Below are 23,486 nucleotides of genomic sequence, written 5' to 3'. Positions count from 1 at the left end.
CAGGCCGTCGCCTGACAGCAGGACGTCCCTTGCCAGCAGACCGTCCCTTGCCCCTGGTTTCGACCGCACTGGCGGCCCGGGCCGGTCGTTCAGAAGTGGTCCCGCAAGAAGACGTTCCGCGGCGGGAACAGCGTCGCGAGGTCTTCGCGGGCGCCACCGTCGACCCGAATCGTTGCGGTCTTCTCCAGTCTGGACGGGGGCGCGACTCCCACGACGAGCTGTGAGAGCGCCGCCACGTCGAGCGTCACGTCGGGGGCCGCCCCAGTCGGGGTACAGGTCCCCTCGCCGTCTCCGACCACCAGTTCGAACCGGCCGTCGTTCCAGTCGACGAGTGGGTCGTCGACTGCGAGGACGACGCTGGTCTCGACGCCCGACGGGTACGGGAAGGTCTCCAGTGCGTCGACCACGTCCACGATGCGGACCATCGGGCCAGTCTTGCGTTTCACCGTCACGCCGTGTGGGTCGTCGACCAGGTCGAGCAAGAGCGGGTCGGTCCCGGTGTGCAGCGTCACCGTCGAGACCTGCGAGTCGTGCGAGTACAGGAAGCGCAGGCAGTGCAGGTACGCCTCGTGGTCGACCGCGCCGAGTTCCCAGACCGCCAGCGTGCGACCGTCGTCGCCGGATTCCACCTTGTAGTTGACGTAGCCAGCGAGGTCGCCGTTCCGCTCCCAGCCGTAGACGTACGGGTCCCGTCCCCAGCCTTCGAACCAGTGGTGTCGCCACCAGTCCTCGGTCCTGCCGATGGAGAGGTCCTCGCTTCGAGTCATCGCCCGGTAGACGGTGTCGACTGCGTCCCAGTCGTCGCCATCGAGTCGCCGGAACGAACCGTCTGCGTCGAGGTCGGCGACCACGGGTTCGAGGACGCCCGTGTCGAACTCGAGTTCACTCCGATGGTTGGTCGTGTCCCAGCCGTACTTGCGGTAGAAGCTGTACTTGAACGGCCAGAGGGCAGAGAGCGGTGCACCCCGGTCGCGGTACTCTTCGAGCGACCCGACGAGCATCCGACGGACGTTCCCGCCGTGTCGGTGCTCGGGGGGCGAGGCGACCGCAGTGAGCCCCGGCATCTCGACAGAGACACCTCTACATGTCGTCTCGAACCAGTAGTGTCGACAGACACAGAGTGGCTCGTCGCCGTCGTAGACCGCGCGGTTCGACCCGAGTTTCCAGTGGTCGTCGTCGGGGTCGAACTCGTCCGGCTCCTGATGCGCCTGGAAGGCGTAGCTCGTGTACTCGTGGAAGGTTTCGCGGTCGTCGTCGGGGAGTGGACGGTATTCGGGCATGGGTGGATGCTCAGTATGCACGTAGAAGTAGGTTCCTGCCGTGTGAGAGGTTTTCGCGTGGGCAGGTGCGGGGCTCCGGTTCACTCCTCGCGGCGTTTCTCCAGTTGCTCCTCGAACCACTCCCACTCGCGGGTGAACTGTCCGGTCTCCGCCAAGTTCCAGACGTCCGCGTCCTGGACCGGTGGACCGGTTCGCAGGGAGTTCACCATGTTGTAGAGCCACAGCACCACGCCGACCCCGATGAGGTACGCGCCGACCGTGGCGACCTGCTGGAGCGGTTCGTACGCGGGTGGATACTGGGCGTACCGGCGCGGGAGTCCAGCGTACCCGATGGCGAGCAGAGGAACGAAGGTGACGGCCACCCCGACGATGCTGAGCCAGGCGTGGGCCTTCGCGAGCCGCTGGTCGTAGAGCCGCCCCGTGATGAGGGGGTACCAGTAGTAGCTCGCGGCGAACATCGAGAACGGGATGATGCCGACGATGATGAGGTGGAAGTGGCCCACGACGTAGTACGTCCCGTGGAGGAGCAGGTCGACCGGAATCGACGCGAGGAACACGCCGGTGACCCCGCCGACGATGAACAGGCCGATGCTCCCGATACAGAACAGCATCGGCGCGGTGAGTCGGACCCGCCCGTTCCACATCGTGGTTATCCAGTTGAACGTCTTCACCGCCGACGGGACGGCGATGGCGACGGAGACGACCATGAACGACAGCTTCAGTCGCGGGTCGGTCCCGGTCGCGAACATGTGGTGCGCCCAGACGCCGAAGCTGAGCACCCCGATGGCGAGCGTCGAGTAGACGATGAACTTGAACCCGAACAGTTTCCGGCCGCTGAACTTCGGGAGGATGTAGCTGACGAGGCCGAACGCGGGCAGGACGAGGATGTACACCTCGGGATGGCCGAAGAACCAGAACAGGTTCTGGAACAGCATCGGCCCGCCGCCGGGGACGGTGAAGAACGTCGTGGCGAACGTCCGGTCGAGGAGCAACATTATCAGGGTGCTGCCGAGCAGGGGGAACGCGAAGATGACGATAGTGCTCATCGTGAGCAGCGTCCACGAGAAGATGTCCAGTTTGTCCCAGCCGACGTCGTCGGCACGCTCGGTGAAGATGGTGACGACGAAGTTGATGGACGCCATCGTCGTGGCGACGCCGCTCAGGTGTAACCCGAGGAGCATCGTCGACACCTGCGGGTTCACCTGTCCCGGGATGGCCGAAGTCTGTGACATCGGCGTGTACATCGTCCAGCCGACCGCGGGCGGGACGAGTTCGAGCAGGGCCGCCGCGGGCAGGCCGACCGCCGCGAGTCCCTTGCCGACGACGTCGGTGACGAGGCCGGCCCGGACCAGCAACAGTGCCGGTGGCAACAGCCAGAACGCGATGGCGTTGATACGCGGGAACGCCATGTCGTCGGCCCCGATGAGCAACGGCAGGACGTAGTTCCCGATACCGGTGAACACGGGTGTGGCGAAGAAGAACAGCATCGTCAGCCCGTGGGTGGTAAAGAGCTGGTTGTACGTCTCGACGTTCCAGACGTCGGCCTGTGCGGTCACGAGTTCGGTCCGCATCATCATCGCGTCCATCCCACCCCAGAGCGCCGCGACGGTCCCGAACAGCAGGTAGAGGATGCCGATGTCCCTGTGGTCGACTGTCGTCAGCCAGCGGACGAGCCCGGTCGGTTTGTTCGTCAGTCGGCCCGTTCCGGCGAGGTAGCCACCGTCGGCGACGAGTCGCGTGTCGTCGAGGCGACGGGCGAGGAGGACGACCGCGAGTGCGAGGGCGAGCACCGTGGCGGTACCAGAGACGAGCCCGGACACGAACGAGTACTCCATCACCTGACGTTTCACACAACAGGTAGAAATAGGCGGTGCCAAAGCCCACCGGGGTGACCGGGGTCGACGCGGGCCGACACGACGGGTGGCGGCTCAGGTCGGCGTCGAAGAGTGGGTGTACCGACCTCCGGTCAGGTACGCGTACACTGCCCCGAGGGTGAACCCGTAGGCGAGGTGCGCGATGAGCGTCGACACCGCGTACACGAGCAGGATGGCCCCGCTCAGCGACCCACGACCTGTCACCACGAACGGGACCCAGAGGAGGGTCGCGAACGCCATCCCGGCCGCCGCCGGGTCGAGGTCGAGCGGGACGTACGCTTCGAGCGCGACGAACAGGAGCGGCCACGCGAGGGTTCCTGCCGCGACGAACAGGGCGAACCCGACGTACACTCGGCCGGGGACGCCGGCGAACCGGGCGACGACCTCGAACAGTTCCATCCGGGTGCGGGTCTGTACTTCGAAGACGACGAACAGCACCGACATCACGGTGACACCGGCGAGACCACCCGAGATAGCCGCGAGCGGTGCCGGAACCGTCTCTCCCTCGTCCCTGGTGACCGCCATCGTCACGCCTCCGGCGGCAGCGGGACGCCGACGACCGGCCGGTCCGTCTGGAGCAGGACGGCCTGGGCGACGCTCCCGAAGATGAGTTTGTTTACCTGCGTTCGCTTCTGGTCGATACCGAGGACGATCTCGTCCACGTCGAACTCACGGGCCGCGGTGAGCAGGTCCGCGGTGGCGTCGTTGCCCCGCGCGTACTGGTGCGTCTCGACGGCCGTCCGGTCGCCGAACCGGTCGGTGAACACGTCGAGCGCCGCCTTCCCCGCCGCGACGACGGAATCGTCCCCGTCTCCCGTGAGTGAGTTGACGACGTACAGCGTCTCGACCGTCTTCAGTCGGTCTTCGAGGTAGTCACAGAGCCGGTGACTCGTCGCGGCCTCGTCCGTGCCGACGAGTAACGTGGTCATGCGAGTCGAGACGGGCGGGAGACCCTTGAAACCGTGGCCGAGAATGCGAGGCGAGTCGTCGGCGGTTCGCCCGGGCTACTCGAGGAACGCTTCGATGCGGTCCATCGCCTCGCGTAGCTCGTCGAGGCCGGTCGCGTAGGAGACACGCAGGTGGCCCTCGCCGCTCTCACCGAAGGCGCTTCCGGGGACCGCCGCGACACCCTGTTCTTTCAGCAGGGCCTCGGCGAACTCCTCGGAGGTGTACTCGTCCGGAACCTCGGGGAAGACGTAGAACGCGCCACGCGCCCGGAAACAGTCGATGCCCATCTCCGAAAAGCGAGAGAGCACGAATCGTCGGCGGCGGTCGTACTGGCTGACCATGTACTCGACCTCGTCGTCACAGCTCCGGAGCGCTTCGAGGGCGGCGTGCTGGGCAGTCGTCGGTGCCGACAGCATGACGTACTGGTGGACCCGGTTCATCGCGGTGATGGCCGCTGGTGGGGCCATCGCGTAGCCCAGTCGGAGCCCAGTCATCGCGTAGGCCTTCGAGAACCCGTTGAAGACGACGGTCCGCTCGCGCATACCCGGAAGCGTCGCGATGGACGTGTGGTCGTTCTCGTACTGGAGGTCCGCGTAAATCTCGTCGGAGATGACCGTCAAATCGTGTTCGCGGGCGAAGTCGGCGACCGGTTCGAGGTCGGCCTTCGTCATCACGGCCCCGGTCGGGTTGTTCGGGTAACACAGCATCAGCACGTCCGCGTCGGCGGCCCCCGCCGACTCCAGCGCCTCGCGAGTCAGTTTGAACTCGTCCTCCTCTCTCGTCTGGATGCGGAGTGGGTCCCCACCGGCGAAGATGACGCCGGGCACGTACGAGATGTACGCCGGTTCGACGACGGCGACGGTGTCGCCAGGGTCGACCAGCGCCCGGAGCGCCACGTCGACGCCCTCGCTGACGCCCGTCGTGACCAGAATCTCCTCGTCGGGGTCGTAGTGCTGGTCGTACAGGTCCGCGACGTGGCGCGAAATCTCCTCGCGCAGCTCGCGCTTGCCGCGGTTTGCAGTGTAACTCGTCTTCCCGCGTTCGAGGGCGTCGATGGCCGCGTCGCGGGCCGCCCACGGCGCGGAGAAGTCGGGTTCACCCACGCCCAGCGAGATGACGTCGTCGCGTTCCTCTGCCAACTCGAAGAACTTGCGGATGCCGGACGGCGGGACCGACGACACCCTGTCTGAGACCTTCATGGTCACGGCGAGACGGAGAGGCGGTCGTCGTCGTCGCCGTCACCGAAGGTGACACCCCGGTCCTTGTACGTCGTCATGACGTAGTGGGTGACCGTCTGGGTGACTTCCGGCACGGGTGCGACCTTCTCGGCAATGAAGATGGAGACGTCGTGCATCGTCTCGTCTTCGACCTCCATCAGGAAGTCGTAGTCGCCGCTGACGAGGCGCAGGGTCTTCACCTGCGGGAAGCGCGCGATGCGCTCTGCGATGTCCTGGTAGCTCGTCTCGCGGTCGAGGGTGACGTTGAGTTCGACCGTCGCGCGGACGACTTCGCGGTCCGTCTCGTCCCAGTCGACGATGGCCTGGTAGCCACGGACGACACCCTCGTCCTCGAGGGCTGCGATCGCCGCTGCTACCTCTTCCTCGGTCATGTCGGTCATCCGGGCGAGGTCCGCCGTCGTGTGACGAGCGTTCTCCAGCAGCAGGTCGAGCAGGTCGTCCCGTGCACTCATACTACGACACGCACGGGGACGACTCAAAAGCGTTTCTTCCGCGTCGTGGCTCGCCGCGGTCGGACGGATGAGTTCGTCGACTCAGCGAGTGCGTGCGTGCGCGAAGTCGACGTTCTCGAATCCGGCAGGTTCCCGGCCTTCGGTCGCGAACACGTACAGGGCGGTCTTCGCGATGCCGGTCAGGGTCTGCCCGAACAGGACCGTCACGAGCACGACCAGTACGGCGAACGCCACCGCCCCGAGGAAGCCGACGGGCGAGCCGCCGACGAGGACGAACACGCCGACGGCCAGCACGAGGCCGACCAGCGTGAACAGGATGCTGACGATGCCGACACCGAAGTGTGCACCCGCGGTCTCGCCCCAGGTGCGCTTGAACGTGTCACCGCTCCGGCGGATCGCCTCGGTGACGGAGACGTCCTCGAAGACGATGACCGGGACGACGAAGTACGTCAGGATGCCCCAGGCGACGCTGACGACCCCGGCGAGAATGTCGCCGAGGATACCCTCGTCACTGCGTACGACCTGGAGGACGACACCGACCGTCGCCGCGATAGTCGCCCAGGCGAAGATCGTCCCGGCGTTCCCCCAGGCAGCAGCGAGGCCGCCCCTGAGCGACGGTTCACGGCCCTCCAGTGACTCCCTGGCCTCGTGCATCAGCCCTGCCGTGAAGAACGAGGCGATGAACGTCGACCCGAGGTAGACGGCGAACAGAACGACCCAGGCGAGGACGCCCGGGTCGGTCCCCACGACGAACGTCGCGCCGCCGAGGAGCAACGAGAGGTACACCGCACCCGCGAGGCCACCGACGAGCGGGAAGGCCGCGAGTTCGGGGTCCCGGCGGAGGACGCCCAGACTGTCCATGGCGAGTCGCCAGCCGAGGCTCAGACGTTGGAAGAATCCCATATCTGGGAGGAATGTTCGGTACGGTGATAAAGACGCCTGATGTACTCTGGCACACCCAGGGAGTCCACTGCCGAGTGCGGTCTCAGTAGTTCTTGAACAGGCGCGCCCGCACGTCGTCTTTCGTCTGGACGTACTCCGTCGTCCCATCGGGCATGTCGACCTCGTACCGGGCGTCCTCCTTGCTCGCCTCGCGCCACTTGTCGTCGTGGGTGTCCATGAGGTTCATCATCGCGTTGAGGCGGTCCTCGCCGCTGTCCGGTGTCGTCGTGGCCGAGCCACCGTCGGCCTCGGCTTCCGCCGCCGAATCGTCGCCGCCCGAGTCAGCCTCCGACGAATCGGCCGCTTCGACCGCCTCGGCGGCCTCCTGTTCCGTCTCGCCGTCCTCGTCGCCAGACCAGTCGGCCTCCTCCGTCTGGGCGGGGGACTCCGCTACCCCCTCCACGTCGAGGTCGATGTCGTCGCCGTCGTAGTGGTCGATGAGGTACTGGAGCGCGTCCCGTGGCCGCACGTGACCGTAGCGGACCTCGTCCTGTATCTCGGTTCGTAACGATTCGAGGAACGCCTGCTGTTCGGGAGAGATGGTGAGTTCGGGCATAGGGGAACCCTCGAGACCCTGGGTAATAAGGTTGGACCTCGGGTCGGCGGTGAGCGAGCGATTCTGCACCGGGGCTCAGCCGATGCTGCACTGGTCCATGCTGGACGTGGTGATGTAGTGGACCTCCTCGTCCCGTTCGATGCGGTACGTCTGTCCGGTCGATACGTATCGGAACGCCTCGGCATCCAGACTCCGGTTCGTCGTGGAATCGCTCCCGTTGGCTAGCGTCCGCTCGAACACGACCCCTGCGTTCCCCGAGCGAAAACCACAAACACCGCCCACGACTACTCACGCCCATGGTTCTGCTCGACTCCGACTCCGACATGCAGAAAGGCGACGTGGCACCGGACTTCGAACTCCCCGGCGTCGACGGGAACACCTACTCACTGGACGACTTCGACGACTACGAGGGCCTGCTCCTCGTGTTCACCTGCAACCACTGCCCGTACGCGCAGGCCAAGTTCGACCTGCTGAACGAGTTAGCGACGGAGTACGACGAGGTGGCCGTCGTCGGAGTCAACCCGAACGACGCCGAGGAGTACCCCGACGACTCCTTCGAGGCCATGAAGGAGTGGACCGAGGAGGGCCGCATCCAGTACGACGCCTACCTCCGCGACGAGAGCCAGGCGGTCGCCAGGGCCTACGGCGCGGTCTGCACGCCCGACCCGTTCCTGTTCGAGAGGGAAGATGGTGACTTCAAACTCGTCTACCAGGGTCGCCTCGACGACGCGATGAACCCCGACGCCGAGCCCACGCGGTTCCACATCCGCGAGGCCATCGACGCCATGCTCGCCGGCGAAGCGGTCGACCTGGAGTGGCAGCCGTCGCAGGGTTGTTCCATCAAGTGGAAGGACGACTGACCCCCGCCGGAGAACCGTTCAGTTACCCGGACGTTCGCTCCTTACGTTTCTCCAGATTACCTGCAAAACACCCGCACATCCCCGGGAAAACGAGATAAACTGGTGTGGCTTAGTTCTATGTATGCGACAATTTGGGGGGTCGCGCACCTTGGGAGTACGACGGGTTCTGGGAGGACTCGCCGAGTTCGTATCGGTCATCGTGGGCATCCTGCTGTTTCCGGTGTTACTCGCGCGGGCGAGGACGTCGACGCTGGTTCAGGCAGTGATTCTCATCGGCGTCGGGTCGGTGGTGCTCGTGATGGTGCTGTTCCCGCCGCTCGCACTACTCGCAGCGTTGTTGCTGTTCGTCCTCGGTGGGACGGTCGGGGCGATGACGGTCCAGCAGAGACAGGTCGACAGTGTCGAACGGAAAGACGACTGAACGAAGAACGACGGTCGAACGACGTGGTGCTGTTTTCTCGATTTCGCCGCCGACCGGTCAGGCCGTCGGGTCGGCGGTGCGGTCCCGGAGTTCCGTGCGGCGAATCTTCCCGGTGACGGTCTTGGGCAACTCGTCGACGAACTCTATCTCACGCGGGTACTCGTGCGCCGAGAGTTCGTCTTTCACGTGGTTCTGGAGTTCGGTCACGAGCGAGTCCGACCCCTCGTACTCGTCGGTGAGGACGACGTAGGCCTTCACGATGTTCCCGCGCTCCTCGTGGGGTTTGGGCACCACGGCGGCCTCCGCGACGGCCGGGTGTTCCCCGAGCGAGGACTCGACCTCGAACGGGCCGATGCGGTACCCCGACGAGAGGATGACGTCGTCGGCGCGGCCCTCGAACCAGAAGTAGCCATCCTCGTCCATGTGTGCGAGGTCCCCCGAGAGGTACCAGTCGTTGACGAAGCACTCCTCCGTCTTCTCCGGCTTCTGCCAGTAGCCCGCGAAGAAGCAGGGATAGTCCCCGCGCTGGGCGATTTCACCGGTCTCGCCCGGCTCGAGTTCCTCGCCGGTTTCGGGGTCCACGACCGCCGCCTCGATGCCAGGCAGGGGCCGACCCATGCTCCCCGGCTTGACGTCCATCGTCGGGTAGTTGTTGATTATCATGTTCCCCGTCTCGGTCTGGCCGTAGGTGTCGTGGACGGTCACGCCGAGGCGGTCTTCGGCCCACTCCACGACGCCGCCGGAGAGCGGTTCGCCGATGGACAGCGCGTGGCGGAGGTCGAGCGATTTCCCGTCGAGGACCTCCTCGTTCGCGCGGAGCATGCGGTAGGCCGTCGGGACCGAGAAGAGGACGGAAATCGGGTACTCGTCGAGTAACTCGGCCCAGGTTTCCGGGTCGAACTCGCCCTCGTAGGTGAACAGGCTCGCCCCCCAGAACCACGCGCCGAGGGTGTTGATGGGCCCGGTGAGCCAGCCGAGGTCGCCGGTCGACCAGTACAGGTCGCCGGGTTGCAGGTCGACCGCGTATCGCTGGGTGGCCGCGACGCCCGCGACCCAGCGCTGTTTGTGCTGGACGCCCTTCGCGAGCCCGGTCGTCCCGCTGGTGTAGTAGAGCAGGGCGTCGTCTTCGCCGCCGGTCTCTGCGACCTCGTACTCACGGCTGGCGTCTTCGACGGCGGCCCGGAAGCTGATGTCGCCCTGCCGGATGCCCCGGCCGTCCTCCGAGAGCACGATGACGTGCTCGACCGAGGGCGCGTCTTCGAGCGCCCGGTCGATGGTGTCGCGGTTCTCCGCGGTCGTGACGACCACCTTCGCGTCGCAGTCGTCGAGACGGTACGAGATGCCGTCGGGCCCGAAGCGCTCGTTCACCGACCCCCACACCGCGCCGGTCTTGAGTGTGCCGACCAGTGCGACGTAGTGTTCGGGGACACGCGGCATGTAGGAGAAGACGCGGTCGCCCTGGTCGACGAGGTCGTCGAGGACGTTGGCGAACTGGTTCGAGCGGTCTCGCAGCTCCCAGAACGAGAGCGTCTCCCGTTCGCCGTCTGTTCCCACGTAGTAGAGGGCGACGCGCGAGCGGTCCTCGGCGTGTCGGTCGCAGACCTCGTGGGCGATGTTCAGCCGGTCCGGGGCGTCCCAGTCCGCCGCCGAGTAAATGTCTTCCCACGTGAATGTCTCACGTAGTGTATCGTAGTCGGTGAGGTTGTAACCGTGTTCAGGCATGCGTTCCGGAGGTTCTCGCGGGAGTATAATGATAGTTGACCCGGATACTCACGGGTCTGGAATATCCCCCGACAGGTACCTCCCCTACACCGCACGCCGATACTGGAGTGGCCACTCGACGGCGTCCTCCCGGCCCAGTTCCTCGGCGGCGTGGAGCGTGAAGTACGGGTCCCGGAGGTGCTGGCGGCCGACGATTGCGAGGTCGGCCCGGTCGTTGCGAATCAGGGCGTCGGCCTGCTGGCCGGTCGTGATACCGCCGACTGCGCCCACGAGCGCGTCGGTCTCTTCGGCGATTCGCTCCGCGAACGGCACCTGGTAGTTCGGCCCGGTGTCGGGGAGCCGCTGGTCCGGGTGGAGGCCGCCCGCCGAGACGTCCACGAGGTCGACCCCGAGTCCGGAGAGGTCCTCCGCGAGCCTGACGGTCTGGTCGAGGTCCCAGGACTCGCGGTCTGGCAGCCAGTCGGTCGCAGAGACTCGCACGAAGACCGGTTTCTCGTCAGGCCACACCTGTCTGACCGCCTCGGTGACCTCACGCACGACTCTCGTTCGGCCCTCGAAGTCGCCGCCGTACCGGTCCTCGCGCCGGTTCGTCACCGGCGACAGGAACTCGTGGAGCAGGTAGCCGTGGGCGGCGTGGACCTCGGCGACCTCGAATCCGGCGTCGAGAGCGAGGCTGGCCGCCTGTGCGAAGTCGTCGACCAGTTCCTCGACGTCCTCGGTCGTCATCGTCTCGACCTGCTTGTCGTCGTCGTAGGGGTACGCCTCGGCCGACGGCGAGGGCGCGACCCAGCCGCCGTCGTCGGGCGCGACGGGGTCGGACCCGTCCCACGGCGGCGTCTTCGTCCCCTTGTGGCCCGCGTGGGCGAGCTGGATGGCGGGGACCGAGCCCTGACGCCGCACGAACTGTGTGATGGGCGCGAGCGCGTCGGCGTGGTCCTGACTCCAGATGCCGAGGTCGCGGGGTGAGATACGGCCCTCGGGTGTGACGGCCGTCGCTTCCGTCATCACGAGGCCGGCACCGCCGACGGCCCGGCTACCGAGGTGTTGCTGGTGCCACGCCGTCGCCAGACCGTCGTGCTCACAGGAGTACTGGCACATGGGGGAGACCATGACTCGATTCGGAAGTGAGGTCTCGCGTATCGAGAGGGAACTGAAGAGGTCGCTCATCGGTCGGGGTTGGCCGCCGGCTTTCATACCCGTGCCGGAGGCCGTCTGCTTTGCCGGTAGCGACCCCCGGTGGGCCAGTACAGAAGGCGTCGTTTATCGCGCTGGCCGAGCAAGCGTCCTGCATGAACTGCGACACCCTCTTTGGCACCGAGAAGCCGGTCATCGGCATGGTCCACCTTCCGCCCCTGCCGGGTGCGCCCCGGTTCGACGGCGACCGGGCGGCCATCCGCGAGCGGATGCTGGCCGATGCCCGCGCACTCGACGCCGGTGGCGTCGACGGCATCATGGTCGAGAATTTCGGAGACGCACCGTTCTATCCGGACGACGTGCCCACGCACGTGGTCGCGGACATGACCGCGCTCTGTCGGGAACTCGTCGACAGCGTCGACGTCCCGGTCGGCGTGAACGTCCTCCGGAACGACGCCGAGGCCGCGCTCTCCATCGCGGCAGCGGTCGGCGCAGACTACGTCCGCGTCAACGTCCACGTCGGTGCGACCGTCACCGACCAGGGACTCCTGCAGGGCCAGGCCCACGAGACCATGCGACTCCGCGACCGACTCGACGCCGACGTTGCGGTCCTCGTCGACGTCGGCGTGAAACACGCCGTGCCGCTGGGCGACCGGCCGCTGAAGGCAGAACTCGCCGACGCCTGCGAGCGTGGCCTGGCAGACGGTATCATCGTCTCCGGGAGCGGGACGGGCGACCCGACCTCCCATCAGGTACTGGAAGACGCGAGGGCGCTCCTCGACGCCCGGTTCCCGGAGACGCCGCTGTTCGTGGGGAGCGGCGTGACCCGGACCAGTGTCGCCCAGACGCTCGACCTGGCGGACGGCGTCATCGTCGGGACCGACCTCAAGACCGAGGGCGAGACGACCAACCCGGTCGACGACGAACGCGTCGGTGCCCTCGTCGCGGCAGCTGACCGGGTGCGGTAGCGGCGCCCGGGGAGCGGTGACTGTACCCGCGAAAAGTCCCTGAGCCGCCGGCTCGGGGCACAGTAACGGTGGAGAAGGAAGTCACGTTACTCGACGGTAACGGTCGGTGCTTTCTCGAAGACCAGTTCTAGCACGCCGTTGCTGTATCGGGTGCTGAGTGGGTCGGTCTCGACCGTCGTCGGCAGTGACACCGACCACTCCCCGGCGTACGGGTGGTTCACCCGCAACGACGCGGTCCGACCCGTACACCGTATCGCGATGTCTTCTCGCTCGACGCCCCCCGGGACGTCCGCGACGACGAACACCGCTTCTTCTTCCTGGTATACGCTCCAGAGTATCCGGTCTGACAGCCAACCGGTGCTATCGAAGCGACCCCCCAGAGCGTCGCTAAACAACCTCTCGAACTCTTCAAAGAAGGGATCCATGTCATCCCTCCCGCCGGTATCCATGGGTGTAGATACGGTGTGACAAAGTATAGCTTGCGCGGTACCGGGTGACGAAAACAATACCCGGTCACGTTGTCACCACCCGGTTACGGTATCACAGTCCGGTAGTTACGTTTCGAGCGGCTCAGAACGCCATTTCACGCCCTCTCACGCACTCCCGTCGGCACGGGTGTTGATGTTAACGTGATAGTATTGCAACACGTCTCGCCCCAGCAACACGGGGTGTTCCATGTGACTCCGGTCCTCGACGCTCGCCTGGACCGTGTGACGCTCGCCACCGAGGTCGACGACCACGTCGACCATGGGCCGGACCCGTCCGGCTTTCAGACTCCCAGACTTGATGCGGATGCTGTTACGGACCGGTCCAGCCCCGATGGCGGCAGCCAGTCGCGTGTCGATGCTGGTTCGGCCCGCGCCCGTGTCGGACTTCGCGTACACGGTCTCCGCACCACTCGTCCCGATGACGGTCACCTCCTCGATGTACCCGACGGTCGCCGGTTCGGCTCCGTCGGTGACTGCCAGGGGGGTACACACCGGCATCGAGTCGTCGAGCGTCGCCGCGAGTTCGGCCACTCGGGCATCGTCGACGGTGCCACCTGCCTGTTCGATGGCCAGTTTTGCGATGTACGGCGCGGGCGAACAGCCGGTCGCCTCGTACAGACCTTTGAACCCGGCCGTGGGGTTGACCTCGAGGACGTACCAGCCGTCGAGCCCCTCGACCACGTCGACGCCCGCGTAATCCAGTCCGAGGACTCGGGTCGCTTCCAGTGCGATGTCGACGACTTCGTCGGTCAGCGCGTCCCCCGCGTCCTCGACCTCGCCGCCGAGCGCGACGTTCGTCCGCCAGTCGCCCGGTGGTGCGTACCGGAACATCGCACCGACGACCTCGTCGCCGACGACGTACACCCGCATGTCGCGGTGGCGCTCACCGTCGGTCTCGACGTACTCCTGGAGGAACGCCTGTTTCATGCCGACAGTCGGAGTCTTCTGCTCGCCGGTCTCGACGAGCCACGTGCCGGCCCCGTTCGTCCCGATGGCGGTCTTGTACACGGCCCTGTCGCCGAAGTCGTCCAGCGAGTCGTTGAACTCGTGATAGTCGAGTGCCAGCACTGCGTCGGGGACCGGGAGACCGTGTTCGGCGAGGACGATGGCGCTCGCGTACTTATCCAGCGCCGTCAGGACGTGTTCGGGATGGTTGAGCGTCGGCCGGAGGTGGGCGAACCGGTTCGCGAGACACAGCTCTTCGAGTGGTGCATCCGCCTTCGAGAGCAAGAGTCGGTTCACCACCACGTCGACCGGCGGGTCGAGGTCGACCACGCCGTCTCGTATCCGGATGGCCGTGTTCTCCTCGCGGAGCCACTCGGCGCGCGCACCGAGGGCTTCGAGGGCGTTACAGATGGCTTTCGTCTCCTTGCTACTGTGAAGGCTGAGGACGCCGACAACGGGAGCCCGGGAACCTGTCTCCATGACAGAGATACGCCGGGCGAATATATCAGTTCGCCGCGTGTCAGTCGTCCACGATGACAGGTTCCCTGTGGGTAATCTCGGTCCCCAGCACGTCGAGGAACTGTGCGAGCCACTCGGGGTGGTCCGGCCATGCCTGGGCCGTCACGAGGTTTCCATCCGTGGTGACGCCGTCGCGCCACTCCGCACCGGCCGCTTCGACGTCGTACTTGAGGGCTGGATACGCGGTACAGCCGTAGCCCTCGATGACGTCTGCGGCGGCCAGAATCTGTGCGCCGTGACAGATACACGCGACCGGCTTGTCTGTCTCGAAGAAGTGCTGGACCGCCGAGATGACCTCCTCGTAGTTGCGAAGGTACTCCGGCGCGCGACCGCCGGGGATGACAAGCGCGTCGTAGTCAGCCGGGTCGATGTCGGCGAACGTCGCGTTCACCGCGAAGTCGTGCCCGCGCGTCTCCATGTACGTCTGGTCACCACGGAAGTCGTGGACGGCGGTCTTCACCGTCTCGTCTGTCTCCTTCTCGGGACAGACGGCGTGGACCTCGTGGCCCACCGCCTGGAGGGCCTGGAAGGGCACCATAATCTCGTAGTCCTCGACGAAGTCACCGGCCAGCAGCAGGATTTTCTTTGCGCTCATTGGGAGTAACACCCACGTGATAGTTCGGTCGAAGAGAGCTTAATGGTTGGTACCACGGCACGGTGTGTGCGACCAGCCGCGTCGACTGCGGTCGTCACACCGCCGGGCGGGTCGTCGTGCTCTGTCGCCGTCTTCAGTCGTCGACGACCGTCGTCTCGCCGTCGAGTGGACCGTCGTCGACCGCGTCGGGCCCGGCGTGGACGGGCACCAGCGTCGAGATGCGGGCGTTTTCCTTCACGTCGAGGCCGGCACCACCCACGGATAGCGGCATCAGTGGGAGATGGTCGCCGACCGTCACCGTCGGGTGCGAGGCCCCGCGGGCCATGAGCTTGTTCCGGGGCTGGAGGAGGAGGCGGGCAGCGCCCTCACCGACCATGAACTCGTTGTACTGGACGACGTACTGCCCGGCGTCGAGTTCCCACCACTGGTACTCGTCGCCGGGGCTCCGCGTCGTCAGCTCGTGTGGCTCGAACTCCGACTCCTGGAGTTCGTCCTCGCCGAAATCGATGCGACCCCGGCCGACGACCTCGTGAATCGCGCTCACCGTCAGGTCGATACCGTGGTCACGAACCTGCGTCTCGGGGTGGACGAGTCCGTCCACACGTTCGACGATGTCCTGTGGCATACCCCGCCCTTTGTGGGCCACTCAAAAAAAGGCGGCGTGGCACAACCGTTTTGTTGCGGGCTTTCGATTGCCACTCCGTGAAACGTCGCCTCGGATACACTGTCCTCGTCATCGCCGGTCTCGCGTTCGTCGGCGTCACGTTCTTCGACCCACTCTGGAACATCCTCGTGGGCGAACAGGGAACCGTCCTCGGCGTCGAACCGGACGCCCTCAAACCGTGGGTCAGGAAGGGCCTGCTCTCGGTCACCATCGCGGGCAGCGCGTACGGCCTCTACCTGCTCGCGAGCCTCGGTCTCGTCCGTATCGTCCGCGACAAGCGACGCCGCCACGACGTCCGGAACGTGCTCAGACTCGCGTTCCTCGTCACGGCCGCCATCGCCGTCGCGGGCGTGTTCACCGGCCAGTGGGTCGGGGTGTTGTTCTCGCTCGGTATCGTCGGGTTCGCCATCACCTTCGCGCTCCAGCAACCGCTCTCGTCGCTGCTCGGCTGGGTGTACATCATGGCCAAACGGCCGTACCAGGTCGGCGACCGAATCCGCATCGACGACGCCCGCGGCGACGTCATCGACGTGGACTTCCTCGTCACCACGCTCTGGGAGGTCGACGGCGATCTCGTCACGTCCCACCAGCCATCGGGCCGGACCGTCACGGTCCCGAACAGCATGGTGCTCTCCGCGCAGGTGTTCAACTACGCTCTCGACGACTTCCCGTTCGTCTGGAACGAACTCGAGGTGCAGGTGTCCTACGAGACCAACCTCGACTTCGCGAAGGAGACGATGCGCCAGGTGGCCGACGAGTACCTCGGCGACGAGATGGCCGCCAGAACGCAACGTTACCAGCGAAAGCTCGAGAAGACCCCGGTCGAACTGGAGGTCAGCGACCGGCCGACCGTAAACGTCCGGATGGAACAGACGTGGGTCGTCCTCCGCCTGCGCTACCTCGTCCACCCCAAGCGGATGCAGGCGACCCGGAACGAACTGTACGACGAAATCGTCACACGGTTCCACGCGGAACCCGAGAAGGTCGGCTATCCGGTCGGTCGGTTCCGGTAGGGCACTGTCCCCTCGACCGTGAGGGACCTTTTTCTGTCACCTCGACGACGGTGCCGGTATGGACATCCCTGCCGACGAGATCGCCCGCTTCGTCGCCGCCACCGCGCCGGAACCCGACGACCTCGCCCGCGAGATGGACGAGTACGCCGAGGAGCACGACTTCCCACACGTCGGTCCCGAGGTCGGCGGACTCTTGCGGATGCTCGCGCGGATGGTCGACGCCGAGCGCGTCTTCGAGTTCGGCTCCGGATTCGGCTACTCCGCGTACTGGTGGGCACAGGCGCTGCCCGACGAGGGGCAGGTCGTCCTCACGGAGTTCGACGAGGACGAACTCGACATGGCCCGCGAGTTCCTCGCCCGCGGCGGGGTCGACCACCTCGCCAGCTACGAACACGGCGACGCCCTCGACGCAATCGAGGCGTACGACGGCCCGTTCGACTGTGTGCTCATCGACCACCAGAAACACCGGTACCGGGAGGCGTTCGAGGCCGTGAAACCGAAGCTCGCCCCCGGTGCGGTCGTCGTCGCGGACAACGCGATGACTGCCGGCCCCATCGAGTTCGAGAAGCTGCTCGCGATGGTCGAGGGCGAGGACCCCGGTGAGGTCAACGAACACACGCAGGGCATCTTCGACTACCTCGAAGCGGTTCGCGGTGACGACGCGTTCGAGACGGTCGTGTTGCCCCTGGGCGAAGGCATCGCCGTGAGCTACCGGCGCGACTGAGACGCGGAAAGAGGCACAGAGCAGCTGGAACGTAGAGAGAAAACAGCGAGACGGCGCGGCTCTCAGTCGAAGTCCGCCGGCTGGAAGCCGTCCTGCCACTCGTCGTCCGCGGTCGACTCACCGCTGTCAGTGCTCCCGCGGCCAGCAGTCTGGCCACCAGTCTTCGAACTGTCCGTGTCTGGCTCCCCGTCTATTCGCCCGTCGTCGCTCGTCTGGACCATCTCTATCTCCCTGACGTCCGTCTCGACCGCTCCCGCCGTCGTGGAGACGTCGAAGGTGTCTACCTTCTGAGACAGCGCGCGGGCGCTCGACGCGAGTTGCTCGATGCGCGAGGAGACGTCGGTGAGGTTCGCGGTCTGTTCCTCGGCGGCAGCGGCCACCGTCTCGGCCTCGGCACTGGTCTGCTGGGAGATGGAGGTCGCTTCCTCGACCATCGCGACGACCTCCTCGGTCGAAGCGGCCTGTTCCTCGGTCGCGGCCGATATCTCCTGGACACCGGAGTTGGTCTGGTCGGCGTTCTCGGCGATCTGTTCGAGGGACTGGGCGGCTTCGCGGACGCTGTCCGCGTTCGCGGCCACCTTCTGCTTGGTCCGGCGGACCTCGGTCGCGGTCCGGTCGGTTTCCGTCCGGATGCGTTCGAGCCGTTCCTCGACGTCCTCTGCGGCTTCCTTCGTCTCGCTCGCGAGGTCTTTGACCTGCTGGGCGACGACCGCGAAGCCATCGCCGTTCCCGTCTTCAGTGCCACGCGAGGCCTCGATGTTCGCGTTCAGCGCGAGCATGTTGGTTTGCTTTGCCACGTCGGAGATGAACTCGACCAGTTCGTCTATCTCCGCCATCTCGGCTTCCAGGGTGTCCATCGCGTCGACGGCCGCCTCGGACTCCTCCTGAATCTCGGACATGCCCGCGATGGCTGCCTGTGCCGCGTCCTGTCCGGCGCGTCCCGCCGTCGCGGTTCGCGCTGCCACGTCGGCCACGTTGTTCGTCGTCGCCGCGATCTCCTCGGTCGTCGTCGAGAGACTCTCCATCTCGCCGTTGACCGAGGCCAGGTTGTCGTGCTGGCGGTCAGCACCGACAGAGATCTCCTGGACCGACTCGGTCACCTGTTCGCTGGCCGCTCGGACCTCGCTGGCGGAATCGGCCGCGGTCTCGCTGGCTGCACGGACTTCGGCGGCGAACGCCTTCGTCTCCCCGACGGTCGTCTCTATCTCGTCCAGCATCTCGTTGCAGGACTGTGCGACCGCCTGCATGGCCCGTGACTGGCTCTGTGGGTCGAGTCGCCGGGTGAGGTCGCCGTCGGCCACCGTCGCCATCGTCTGTTGATACTCGTCCGCCTTGCGTTCGAGGTGGTTGCTGAGTTGCTCGGATTTCCGACGAGCGCGTTCTGCTTCCGACCGGGCGACTTCCACCTCCTCGATGCGTGTCTTCAGCGACTCCCGCATCTCGTCGAACGCCCGCCCGAGGTCACCGATTTCGTCGGCTCGCTGTGTCGGCACGTCGGAATCGAGATTGCCGGACTGGAGCTCCCGTGCCGAGTTCGACAGTTGCTTCATCGAGACGATAGTGTTGCGCCCGAGCGTGAGGCCGATGAGGCCCATGCTGGCGAACACGACGCCGACCAGCACGAGCATCTGGTTCGAGATGGAGTGCTGGAGCGCGTACGCCTCGCTGGTCGGAACGCGCGCCGAGACCGTCCACGGCATCTGGTTGGCGGCCGCGTAACTCACCGCCAGCGACTCGTCGCGCGACTCGATGTCGGCCTCGAAACCGGACGGCTGGTCCGGCAGGCCGACCGTGTCCACGGCGAGCGAAGTCGCGTCCTCGTCGGTCGACATGACCACTTCCTGGTCGGCGTTCGTGACGACCGTCTGGCCACCTTCGGGGTTCTGGAGCATGTCCGCCCCCAGCGTCTGCATGTTCGCCAGCAGGACGACGGCCTGATTCTCCTTGCCCTGGACCTCCGTGACGAACAGCACGTAGGGTGCACCGCCCGCACCCTCGCCGCCTTCGTCGACCAGGAACGCGTCCGAGAGTGTGACGTCCTGTGTCTCGTCACCCGTCATCTCCTGCACCCGGGCGGTGACCGGGTCCTTCAGGGACCCTTCGTCCTTCATCGCCTGTCGCCCACCCTGCTTGAGGATGATGTCGCCGTTGGTCTCGTCGACGAGGAACGCGGACGTGATGTGTGGGTTCCGCTGGACGACGCCCCGGAACTCGTCCTGTATCCGCCCGTAGGCGTCGTCACGGTTGCTCACGGTCGCGACCGTCGCCCCGACGGACTGGGTGTTTCGCGTCATCGAGGCGAACCACTCGTCCAGTTGCCCAGTCTGGAGTTCGGCGGTCGTCGTCAGTTCCTCTTGTGTCTCCTCTTGCAGGGCATCTCCCGCGTTGACGTAGACGTACGCGGCAATAGAGCCCGAAATCACCGTCACCAGCAGTAGCGCCAGCAGGAACTTCGCGGCGTAACTGCTCCGCACCGGTCCCGGCAGCAGTCGTCTGAGTACTCCCATCGAGTAGCGTCTACACGTGCGCCACCGTATAAGTTTCTGAAAATTTATATGTTGTCGAACAGGCTGGTGTGGAGCACTAGGACAGGAGAATGGCGGTACTGTTTCTCACAATAGGCCCCAGTACCTCTGGCGAATTCGGCCACAGGGCTCTTATTGGATGGTTTGTGGTGCTGCGATAAAACCCGTTTGGAAAACCAGGTCTGTACGAACAACTATCAACTTTCGGAGTAGATTTTGTCGTGTCTGACTCGACCGTGTCGGTCGTCGTCTTCTCTCCTGTCACGGGTTCACAACACGGTTTGTCGTGTCACGAGCCCGCTTTTGGTCGACACCGCTGTCTCGCTCACGGGTCGTTTCGCTCCCCGTTCGGTATCGGATACGCTCCCTGCGGTCGCGTATCCCTACTCCTCGAACCCGTCTTCGAACTTGAACGTCCCATTGCGCTGCACGACTTCCCCGTCGACCTCGATGAACGAGTCCTCGCTCATGTCGACGATCATGTCGGTGTGGACGACGGACTGGTTCTGCTCGTTGTCCTCGCCGACGTTCTCCTCGTAGGCGCGGCCGATGGCCATGTGGACCGTATCGCCCATCTTCTCGTCGAACAGCATGTTGTACGTGAACCGGTCGATGTCGCGGTTCATGCCGATGCCGAGTTCACCGATGCGCCGGGACCCGTCGTCGGTGTTCAACAGTGCGGTCAGCACTTCCTCGTTCTTCTCGGCGGCGTGGTCGACGACCTCGCCGCCTTCGAACTTCAGCCAGACGCCGGTGACCTCGCGGCCCTGGGCCATCAGCGGCTTGTCGAACAGCACCTCACCCTCCACGCTGTCGGGGACCGGCGCGGTGAACACCTCGCCGCCGGGCATGTTGTTCTCGGCGGTGTCGTTCAGGGCGTGGTTCCCTTTCACCGACATCGTGATGTCCGTCGTCTCGCCCGAGACGATGCGGACCTCGTCGGCGGGGTCGAGAATCTCGACCATGTTCTCCTGGAACTCGTGCTGTTCGTCCCAGTCCTTGTTGATGGCCCCGTAGACGAAGTCCTCGTAGGCCGGCGTGCTCATCTCGGCCTTCTGGGCGTCGCCGGCGGACGGGTACTGCGTGACCACCCACTTCGAGTCCATGTACGCCTCCTGGATGGGCTTGAAGTGCTTCGACCGGGCCTGGTTCTTCTCGGGCGGGATGTCACTCGTCTCGAACATGTTCTTCGACCCCTTGACGGAGATGAACGCGTCCGTGTTCTCCGCCATGGCCTGCAGGTGCGCGGGCGTCTCGAAGTCCTCCTCGTCCGCCGCGAGCATGTAGGCCCGGCGGACACTGGGAAGGCCGACGTTGGTCATGATGTGTGCGCCCTTCTCACCGACCAGCTCTGCGATGGCGACCATGAGGTCCTCGGCTTCTGCGGGCGCGTTGACGGCGATGCAGTCCCCCTTCTCGATTTCTGTACACTGCTCGACCAGAATCCGTGCGTGTTCGCGCACTCGTTCGTCCATAATCGTGTAATTCGTCAACATCCCAATATTCGTTTCGAAATACTGGCGAAAATTACCGCTCACCATCGCGCCGGCTCCCGGGTTGCGGGTCGACGTGCGGTTTCGCCATCAGGTCCTCGAACGGCCTGTCGTCGAGCCACTCCAGCAGGAAGACCAGTTGTTCGGTCGCGGCCTCGAACAGTCGCTCGCCCTTCTCGGCCGTCGCGTCGGTCTGGTCGCCGAACACCCCGTTCGGGGAGTTGTCGATGGCGTCGTAGTAGTTTCTCGCGCCGTGGACCGTCGGGTTCCCCTCCTCCAGATCGACACGGCCACCGTCGCGGGCCGCCTCCAGCTGGTCGGTCTTCACGTTCTCGGGGTCGATGTGGAGCATCATCGCCGTCTCCTTCGGGCCGCCGTGGGGGCCGTTGTGCTCGAAGATGTCGGAGACGAGGTCGGGAATAGACTCGTCCCACATCCACTCGACGGCGTAGGCTGTGCGGTCCTCTCGGAGCCGCCGACCGACCTCGCGCAGGTGCTGCATGTTCCCGCCGTGGGCGTTGACGTACACGATGCGGTCGATGCCGTGGCGGGTGAGATTGCGCGAGAAGCTCTCGACGTAATCGCGGAACTGCGGTGGGTCGACGGACATCGTCCCGTGGAACTGCATGTGGTGGGTACTCACGCCGACGTTGATGGTGGGTGTACAGAGGAAACCGGTCCGGTCGCCGGCCTCGCGAGCGAGTGCTTCGGCTATCATGTGGTCGGTACTCAGCGGGAGGTGCGGGCCGTGTTGCTCGGTCGAGCCGAGCGGGACGATGGCGACCGACTCTTCGGCGACGTAGTCTCCGAGGTCCGGCCAGGTCTGGTCTGCGAGGTACATGCGGGGACCTGCGAGACCCGGGGACGTAACGGTTCGGGCACCGGCGGGGAGGGACCGACAGATTCGGCCAGCGCCGGGAGCGGCTGGGTGCCCGGCTCAGAGCGTCTCGACGTACTGGTCGCGTTTCCACAGGTACAGCGCGGTCACGAGGACGTTCAGGTACGGCACCGCGACGAGGAAGAACGCCTTCGAGGGTACCCAGCCCGACTCGTGGTGGACGTACTTGCGGTCGAGGTAGAGCGCGAGGGGTGCAAGCGTCGGCGTGAGAGCTGCTGCGACCTCGAAGACGCCGTAGGCGTCGCCGGTCCACGGGAGGATACCCTGTGCGAGCAACGTCGGCTCTCGTGAGAGGCCGACGAACGCCCCGAGCAGGGTGAGTCCGGCCGGGAGCAGGACGGCGAGCCACCAGTTCTCGTTCGGCGGCTCGGGCTCGAACGGTCGCGGTCCTCGCTGAGCCACGTCCTGACCTCGGTCACGCGTGTTCGACCGGGCGAACTTTCCTCCCCAGCCCCCCGCAGGTGGTTCCCGGCCGATTTCGTCTATCCAGTGGTCCGCTCGGCGGGCCGGCCGGCGTCGGCGGGCCGAGTCGGGAGCGGTTGTGACCTCGTGTACCCTGTCGGGTTGGGTTCCACCCGATTCCGTAGTTCGCTCCCTGCCTCTGTCTCGCGCTCGCTCCCGTTCGTACTGCACCTCGCCGTCGCCGGTGTCGGTCGTACCGTGGGTCGGGTCAGGGCGCGCGTCGGCGTGTGGCCACGGCGCTGCCGACGTGTCTCTGGACCCTGACGCCGTGTCACCGTCGAATCCCGTCTCTGCGTCTGCCACCGCCCCGGAAGACGACACGTCCGGCTGTGACGCGCCACAGCTCGTGCATCGAACCGCCTGCGAGACCAGCACCGCGTCGCAGGACGGACACCGTTTCTGCCAGTCCGCGAGGTCGGGGTCGGTCGAGGGCCGGTCGGCTGCTGCCGGTTCGGTGGGCGAGTCGCTGTCGCCCTCGGACGCCGGTGTCGGGTCGTCGTCGGTCGTCCCGGCGACGTCGCTCTCGGCATCGAGACCCCAGGTCCAGTCGCTGGTCTCTGCGGCACGACCGGCCTCCGAGAGTGCGGCGCCACAGGTCGTACAGAAGTTGTCGTCGAGGCCGACCGGCGCACCGCACTCGTCACACGACGCCGAATCGGCCGTGCCGTTCCCACCCTCGGTGACCATCTATTTCTGACAGGTCGGGGGCGCGTGATAAAATACCTTCGTCCCGGCGGGTGCCAACCGGGTGATGTTGCCTGTGAG

At 65.8% G+C, this 23,486-nt stretch carries 24 protein-coding genes; 5 read left to right on the top strand and 19 right to left on the bottom strand.

Annotation, left to right across the window (positions count from 1 at the left end):
* Positions 1 to 89: 89 nt before the first annotated feature.
* The 9 genes from ACSC1R_RS12340 to ACSC1R_RS12300 all read right to left on the bottom strand — a co-directional run bounded on the left by ACSC1R_RS12340 (position 90) and on the right by ACSC1R_RS12300 (position 7,530).
* Complete coding sequence (locus tag ACSC1R_RS12340) at positions 90 to 1,280, bottom strand: GNAT family N-acetyltransferase (RefSeq protein WP_439026038.1); 1,191 nt, start codon at positions 1,278 to 1,280, stop codon at positions 90 to 92.
* 80 nt (positions 1,281 to 1,360) lie between these two features.
* Positions 1,361 to 3,115 carry a cbb3-type cytochrome c oxidase subunit I gene (locus ACSC1R_RS12335; protein WP_439026037.1) on the bottom strand — a complete coding sequence of 585 codons (1,755 nt, stop codon included), beginning with the start codon at positions 3,113 to 3,115 and terminating at the stop codon, positions 1,361 to 1,363.
* A 93-nt stretch (positions 3,116 to 3,208) separates the two neighbouring features.
* On the bottom strand, positions 3,209 to 3,679 hold the full coding sequence (locus tag ACSC1R_RS12330; RefSeq protein ID WP_439026036.1) for a DUF6789 family protein: 471 nt from the start codon (positions 3,677 to 3,679) through the stop codon (positions 3,209 to 3,211).
* Between the two features lie 2 nt (positions 3,680 to 3,681).
* A complete protein-coding gene (locus ACSC1R_RS12325) occupies positions 3,682 to 4,083 on the bottom strand; it encodes a universal stress protein (RefSeq protein WP_439026035.1) in 402 nt (133 codons plus the stop codon).
* Between the two features lie 75 nt (positions 4,084 to 4,158).
* Positions 4,159 to 5,301: a pyridoxal phosphate-dependent aminotransferase gene (locus ACSC1R_RS12320; RefSeq protein ID WP_439026034.1), complete on the bottom strand. Its 1,143-nt coding sequence runs from the start codon at positions 5,299 to 5,301 to the stop codon at positions 4,159 to 4,161.
* A gap of 2 nt (positions 5,302 to 5,303) precedes the next feature.
* A complete protein-coding gene (locus tag ACSC1R_RS12315) occupies positions 5,304 to 5,792 on the bottom strand; it encodes an Lrp/AsnC family transcriptional regulator (protein WP_439026033.1) in 489 nt (162 codons plus the stop codon).
* An 81-nt stretch (positions 5,793 to 5,873) separates the two neighbouring features.
* Positions 5,874 to 6,695, bottom strand: a complete 822-nt coding sequence (locus ACSC1R_RS12310) for a DUF6159 family protein (protein WP_439026032.1) — start codon at positions 6,693 to 6,695, stop codon at positions 5,874 to 5,876.
* An 82-nt stretch (positions 6,696 to 6,777) separates the two neighbouring features.
* Positions 6,778 to 7,290, bottom strand: coding sequence for a hypothetical protein (locus ACSC1R_RS12305; protein WP_439026031.1), 513 nt, complete (start codon positions 7,288 to 7,290; stop codon positions 6,778 to 6,780).
* Positions 7,291 to 7,365: 75 nt separating this feature from the next.
* Entirely contained in the window at positions 7,366 to 7,530 is a 165-nt protein-coding gene (locus tag ACSC1R_RS12300) for a hypothetical protein (RefSeq protein WP_439026030.1), read from the bottom strand.
* A gap of 56 nt (positions 7,531 to 7,586) precedes the next feature.
* Between ACSC1R_RS12300 and ACSC1R_RS12295 the strand changes: the two genes are divergently transcribed.
* Both ACSC1R_RS12295 and ACSC1R_RS12290 read left to right on the top strand, forming a co-directional pair.
* Positions 7,587 to 8,150: a thioredoxin family protein gene (locus tag ACSC1R_RS12295; RefSeq protein WP_439026029.1), complete on the top strand. Its 564-nt coding sequence runs from the start codon at positions 7,587 to 7,589 to the stop codon at positions 8,148 to 8,150.
* Between the two features lie 148 nt (positions 8,151 to 8,298).
* Positions 8,299 to 8,571: a hypothetical protein gene (locus ACSC1R_RS12290; protein ID WP_439026028.1), complete on the top strand. Its 273-nt coding sequence runs from the start codon at positions 8,299 to 8,301 to the stop codon at positions 8,569 to 8,571.
* Between the two features lie 57 nt (positions 8,572 to 8,628).
* Here ACSC1R_RS12290 and ACSC1R_RS12285 read toward each other — a convergent pair whose 3' ends face one another.
* Both ACSC1R_RS12285 and ACSC1R_RS12280 read right to left on the bottom strand, forming a co-directional pair.
* Complete coding sequence (locus ACSC1R_RS12285) at positions 8,629 to 10,293, bottom strand: acyl-CoA synthetase (RefSeq protein ID WP_439026027.1); 1,665 nt, start codon at positions 10,291 to 10,293, stop codon at positions 8,629 to 8,631.
* Positions 10,294 to 10,377: 84 nt separating this feature from the next.
* On the bottom strand, positions 10,378 to 11,460 hold the full coding sequence (locus tag ACSC1R_RS12280; protein WP_439026026.1) for an NADH:flavin oxidoreductase/NADH oxidase: 1,083 nt from the start codon (positions 11,458 to 11,460) through the stop codon (positions 10,378 to 10,380).
* A gap of 122 nt (positions 11,461 to 11,582) precedes the next feature.
* Between ACSC1R_RS12280 and ACSC1R_RS12275 the strand changes: the two genes are divergently transcribed.
* Positions 11,583 to 12,395 (top strand): BtpA/SgcQ family protein, encoded by an 813-nt coding sequence (locus tag ACSC1R_RS12275; protein WP_439026025.1) that lies wholly within the window; start codon positions 11,583 to 11,585, stop codon positions 12,393 to 12,395.
* A gap of 86 nt (positions 12,396 to 12,481) precedes the next feature.
* On the opposite strand, the gene ACSC1R_RS12270 is transcribed toward ACSC1R_RS12275, so the two are convergent.
* The 4 genes from ACSC1R_RS12270 to ACSC1R_RS12255 form a co-directional block, all read right to left on the bottom strand.
* The gene (locus tag ACSC1R_RS12270; protein ID WP_439026024.1) at positions 12,482 to 12,844 is read right to left on the bottom strand and encodes an Hsp20/alpha crystallin family protein; all 363 of its coding nucleotides are present in this window, start codon (positions 12,842 to 12,844) and stop codon (positions 12,482 to 12,484) included.
* Between the two features lie 144 nt (positions 12,845 to 12,988).
* Entirely contained in the window at positions 12,989 to 14,308 is a 1,320-nt protein-coding gene (locus ACSC1R_RS12265; protein WP_439026023.1) for a RimK family alpha-L-glutamate ligase, read from the bottom strand.
* 40 nt (positions 14,309 to 14,348) lie between these two features.
* Positions 14,349 to 14,942: a DJ-1/PfpI family protein gene (locus ACSC1R_RS12260; RefSeq protein ID WP_439026022.1), complete on the bottom strand. Its 594-nt coding sequence runs from the start codon at positions 14,940 to 14,942 to the stop codon at positions 14,349 to 14,351.
* Between the two features lie 133 nt (positions 14,943 to 15,075).
* On the bottom strand, positions 15,076 to 15,567 hold the full coding sequence (locus ACSC1R_RS12255; RefSeq protein WP_439026021.1) for a dCTP deaminase: 492 nt from the start codon (positions 15,565 to 15,567) through the stop codon (positions 15,076 to 15,078).
* 110 nt (positions 15,568 to 15,677) lie between these two features.
* Here ACSC1R_RS12255 and ACSC1R_RS12250 point away from each other — a divergent pair, with 110 nt between their 5' ends.
* Together ACSC1R_RS12250 and ACSC1R_RS12245 are read left to right on the top strand one after the other, a co-directional pair.
* Positions 15,678 to 16,619, top strand: a complete 942-nt coding sequence (locus ACSC1R_RS12250) for a mechanosensitive ion channel family protein (protein WP_439028716.1) — start codon at positions 15,678 to 15,680, stop codon at positions 16,617 to 16,619.
* Between the two features lie 58 nt (positions 16,620 to 16,677).
* Positions 16,678 to 17,343 carry an O-methyltransferase gene (locus ACSC1R_RS12245; protein ID WP_439026020.1) on the top strand — a complete coding sequence of 222 codons (666 nt, stop codon included), beginning with the start codon at positions 16,678 to 16,680 and terminating at the stop codon, positions 17,341 to 17,343.
* 62 nt (positions 17,344 to 17,405) lie between these two features.
* On the opposite strand, the gene ACSC1R_RS12240 is transcribed toward ACSC1R_RS12245, so the two are convergent.
* The 4 genes from ACSC1R_RS12240 to ACSC1R_RS12225 form a co-directional block, all read right to left on the bottom strand.
* Positions 17,406 to 19,850, bottom strand: a complete 2,445-nt coding sequence (locus ACSC1R_RS12240) for a methyl-accepting chemotaxis protein (protein ID WP_439026019.1) — start codon at positions 19,848 to 19,850, stop codon at positions 17,406 to 17,408.
* 401 nt (positions 19,851 to 20,251) lie between these two features.
* Positions 20,252 to 21,343, bottom strand: coding sequence for an aminopeptidase (locus ACSC1R_RS12235; RefSeq protein ID WP_439026018.1), 1,092 nt, complete (start codon positions 21,341 to 21,343; stop codon positions 20,252 to 20,254).
* Positions 21,344 to 21,395: 52 nt separating this feature from the next.
* Positions 21,396 to 22,202, bottom strand: a complete 807-nt coding sequence (locus ACSC1R_RS12230; RefSeq protein WP_439026017.1) for a creatininase family protein — start codon at positions 22,200 to 22,202, stop codon at positions 21,396 to 21,398.
* 96 nt (positions 22,203 to 22,298) lie between these two features.
* Positions 22,299 to 23,408 carry a hypothetical protein gene (locus ACSC1R_RS12225; RefSeq protein ID WP_439026016.1) on the bottom strand — a complete coding sequence of 370 codons (1,110 nt, stop codon included), beginning with the start codon at positions 23,406 to 23,408 and terminating at the stop codon, positions 22,299 to 22,301.
* Positions 23,409 to 23,486: the final 78 nt, after the last annotated feature.

The sequence above is a fragment of the Haloarchaeobius ordinarius genome (assembly GCF_051801355.1).
GTDB lineage: Archaea > Halobacteriota > Halobacteria > Halobacteriales > Natrialbaceae > Haloarchaeobius.
This window is presented reverse-complemented; position numbering and strand designations above follow the sequence as displayed.

What these genes read in the sequence shown, in the direction of transcription:
- ACSC1R_RS12320 (WP_439026034.1), bottom strand. Translation starts at nt 5,301, where the DNA reads ATGAAGGTCTCAGACAGGGTGTCGTCGGTCCCGCCGTCCGGCATCCGC.
- ACSC1R_RS12225 (WP_439026016.1), bottom strand. Translation starts at nt 23,408, where the DNA reads ATGGTCACCGAGGGTGGGAACGGCACGGCCGATTCGGCGTCGTGTGAC.
- ACSC1R_RS12245 (WP_439026020.1), top strand. Translation starts at nt 16,678, where the DNA reads ATGGACATCCCTGCCGACGAGATCGCCCGCTTCGTCGCCGCCACCGCG.
- ACSC1R_RS12295 (WP_439026029.1), top strand. Translation starts at nt 7,587, where the DNA reads ATGGTTCTGCTCGACTCCGACTCCGACATGCAGAAAGGCGACGTGGCA.
- ACSC1R_RS12340 (WP_439026038.1), bottom strand. Translation starts at nt 1,280, where the DNA reads ATGCCCGAATACCGTCCACTCCCCGACGACGACCGCGAAACCTTCCAC.
- ACSC1R_RS12335 (WP_439026037.1), bottom strand. Translation starts at nt 3,115, where the DNA reads ATGGAGTACTCGTTCGTGTCCGGGCTCGTCTCTGGTACCGCCACGGTG.
- ACSC1R_RS12325 (WP_439026035.1), bottom strand. Translation starts at nt 4,083, where the DNA reads ATGACCACGTTACTCGTCGGCACGGACGAGGCCGCGACGAGTCACCGG.
- ACSC1R_RS12305 (WP_439026031.1), bottom strand. Translation starts at nt 7,290, where the DNA reads ATGCCCGAACTCACCATCTCTCCCGAACAGCAGGCGTTCCTCGAATCG.
- ACSC1R_RS12255 (WP_439026021.1), bottom strand. Translation starts at nt 15,567, where the DNA reads ATGCCACAGGACATCGTCGAACGTGTGGACGGACTCGTCCACCCCGAG.
- ACSC1R_RS12230 (WP_439026017.1), bottom strand. Translation starts at nt 22,202, where the DNA reads ATGTACCTCGCAGACCAGACCTGGCCGGACCTCGGAGACTACGTCGCC.
- ACSC1R_RS12315 (WP_439026033.1), bottom strand. Translation starts at nt 5,792, where the DNA reads ATGAGTGCACGGGACGACCTGCTCGACCTGCTGCTGGAGAACGCTCGT.
- ACSC1R_RS12285 (WP_439026027.1), bottom strand. Translation starts at nt 10,293, where the DNA reads ATGCCTGAACACGGTTACAACCTCACCGACTACGATACACTACGTGAG.
- ACSC1R_RS12260 (WP_439026022.1), bottom strand. Translation starts at nt 14,942, where the DNA reads ATGAGCGCAAAGAAAATCCTGCTGCTGGCCGGTGACTTCGTCGAGGAC.
- ACSC1R_RS12275 (WP_439026025.1), top strand. Translation starts at nt 11,583, where the DNA reads ATGAACTGCGACACCCTCTTTGGCACCGAGAAGCCGGTCATCGGCATG.
- ACSC1R_RS12310 (WP_439026032.1), bottom strand. Translation starts at nt 6,695, where the DNA reads ATGGGATTCTTCCAACGTCTGAGCCTCGGCTGGCGACTCGCCATGGAC.
- ACSC1R_RS12280 (WP_439026026.1), bottom strand. Translation starts at nt 11,460, where the DNA reads ATGAGCGACCTCTTCAGTTCCCTCTCGATACGCGAGACCTCACTTCCG.
- ACSC1R_RS12265 (WP_439026023.1), bottom strand. Translation starts at nt 14,308, where the DNA reads ATGGAGACAGGTTCCCGGGCTCCCGTTGTCGGCGTCCTCAGCCTTCAC.
- ACSC1R_RS12235 (WP_439026018.1), bottom strand. Translation starts at nt 21,343, where the DNA reads ATGGACGAACGAGTGCGCGAACACGCACGGATTCTGGTCGAGCAGTGT.
- ACSC1R_RS12330 (WP_439026036.1), bottom strand. Translation starts at nt 3,679, where the DNA reads ATGGCGGTCACCAGGGACGAGGGAGAGACGGTTCCGGCACCGCTCGCG.
- ACSC1R_RS12240 (WP_439026019.1), bottom strand. Translation starts at nt 19,850, where the DNA reads ATGGGAGTACTCAGACGACTGCTGCCGGGACCGGTGCGGAGCAGTTAC.
- ACSC1R_RS12270 (WP_439026024.1), bottom strand. Translation starts at nt 12,844, where the DNA reads ATGGATACCGGCGGGAGGGATGACATGGATCCCTTCTTTGAAGAGTTC.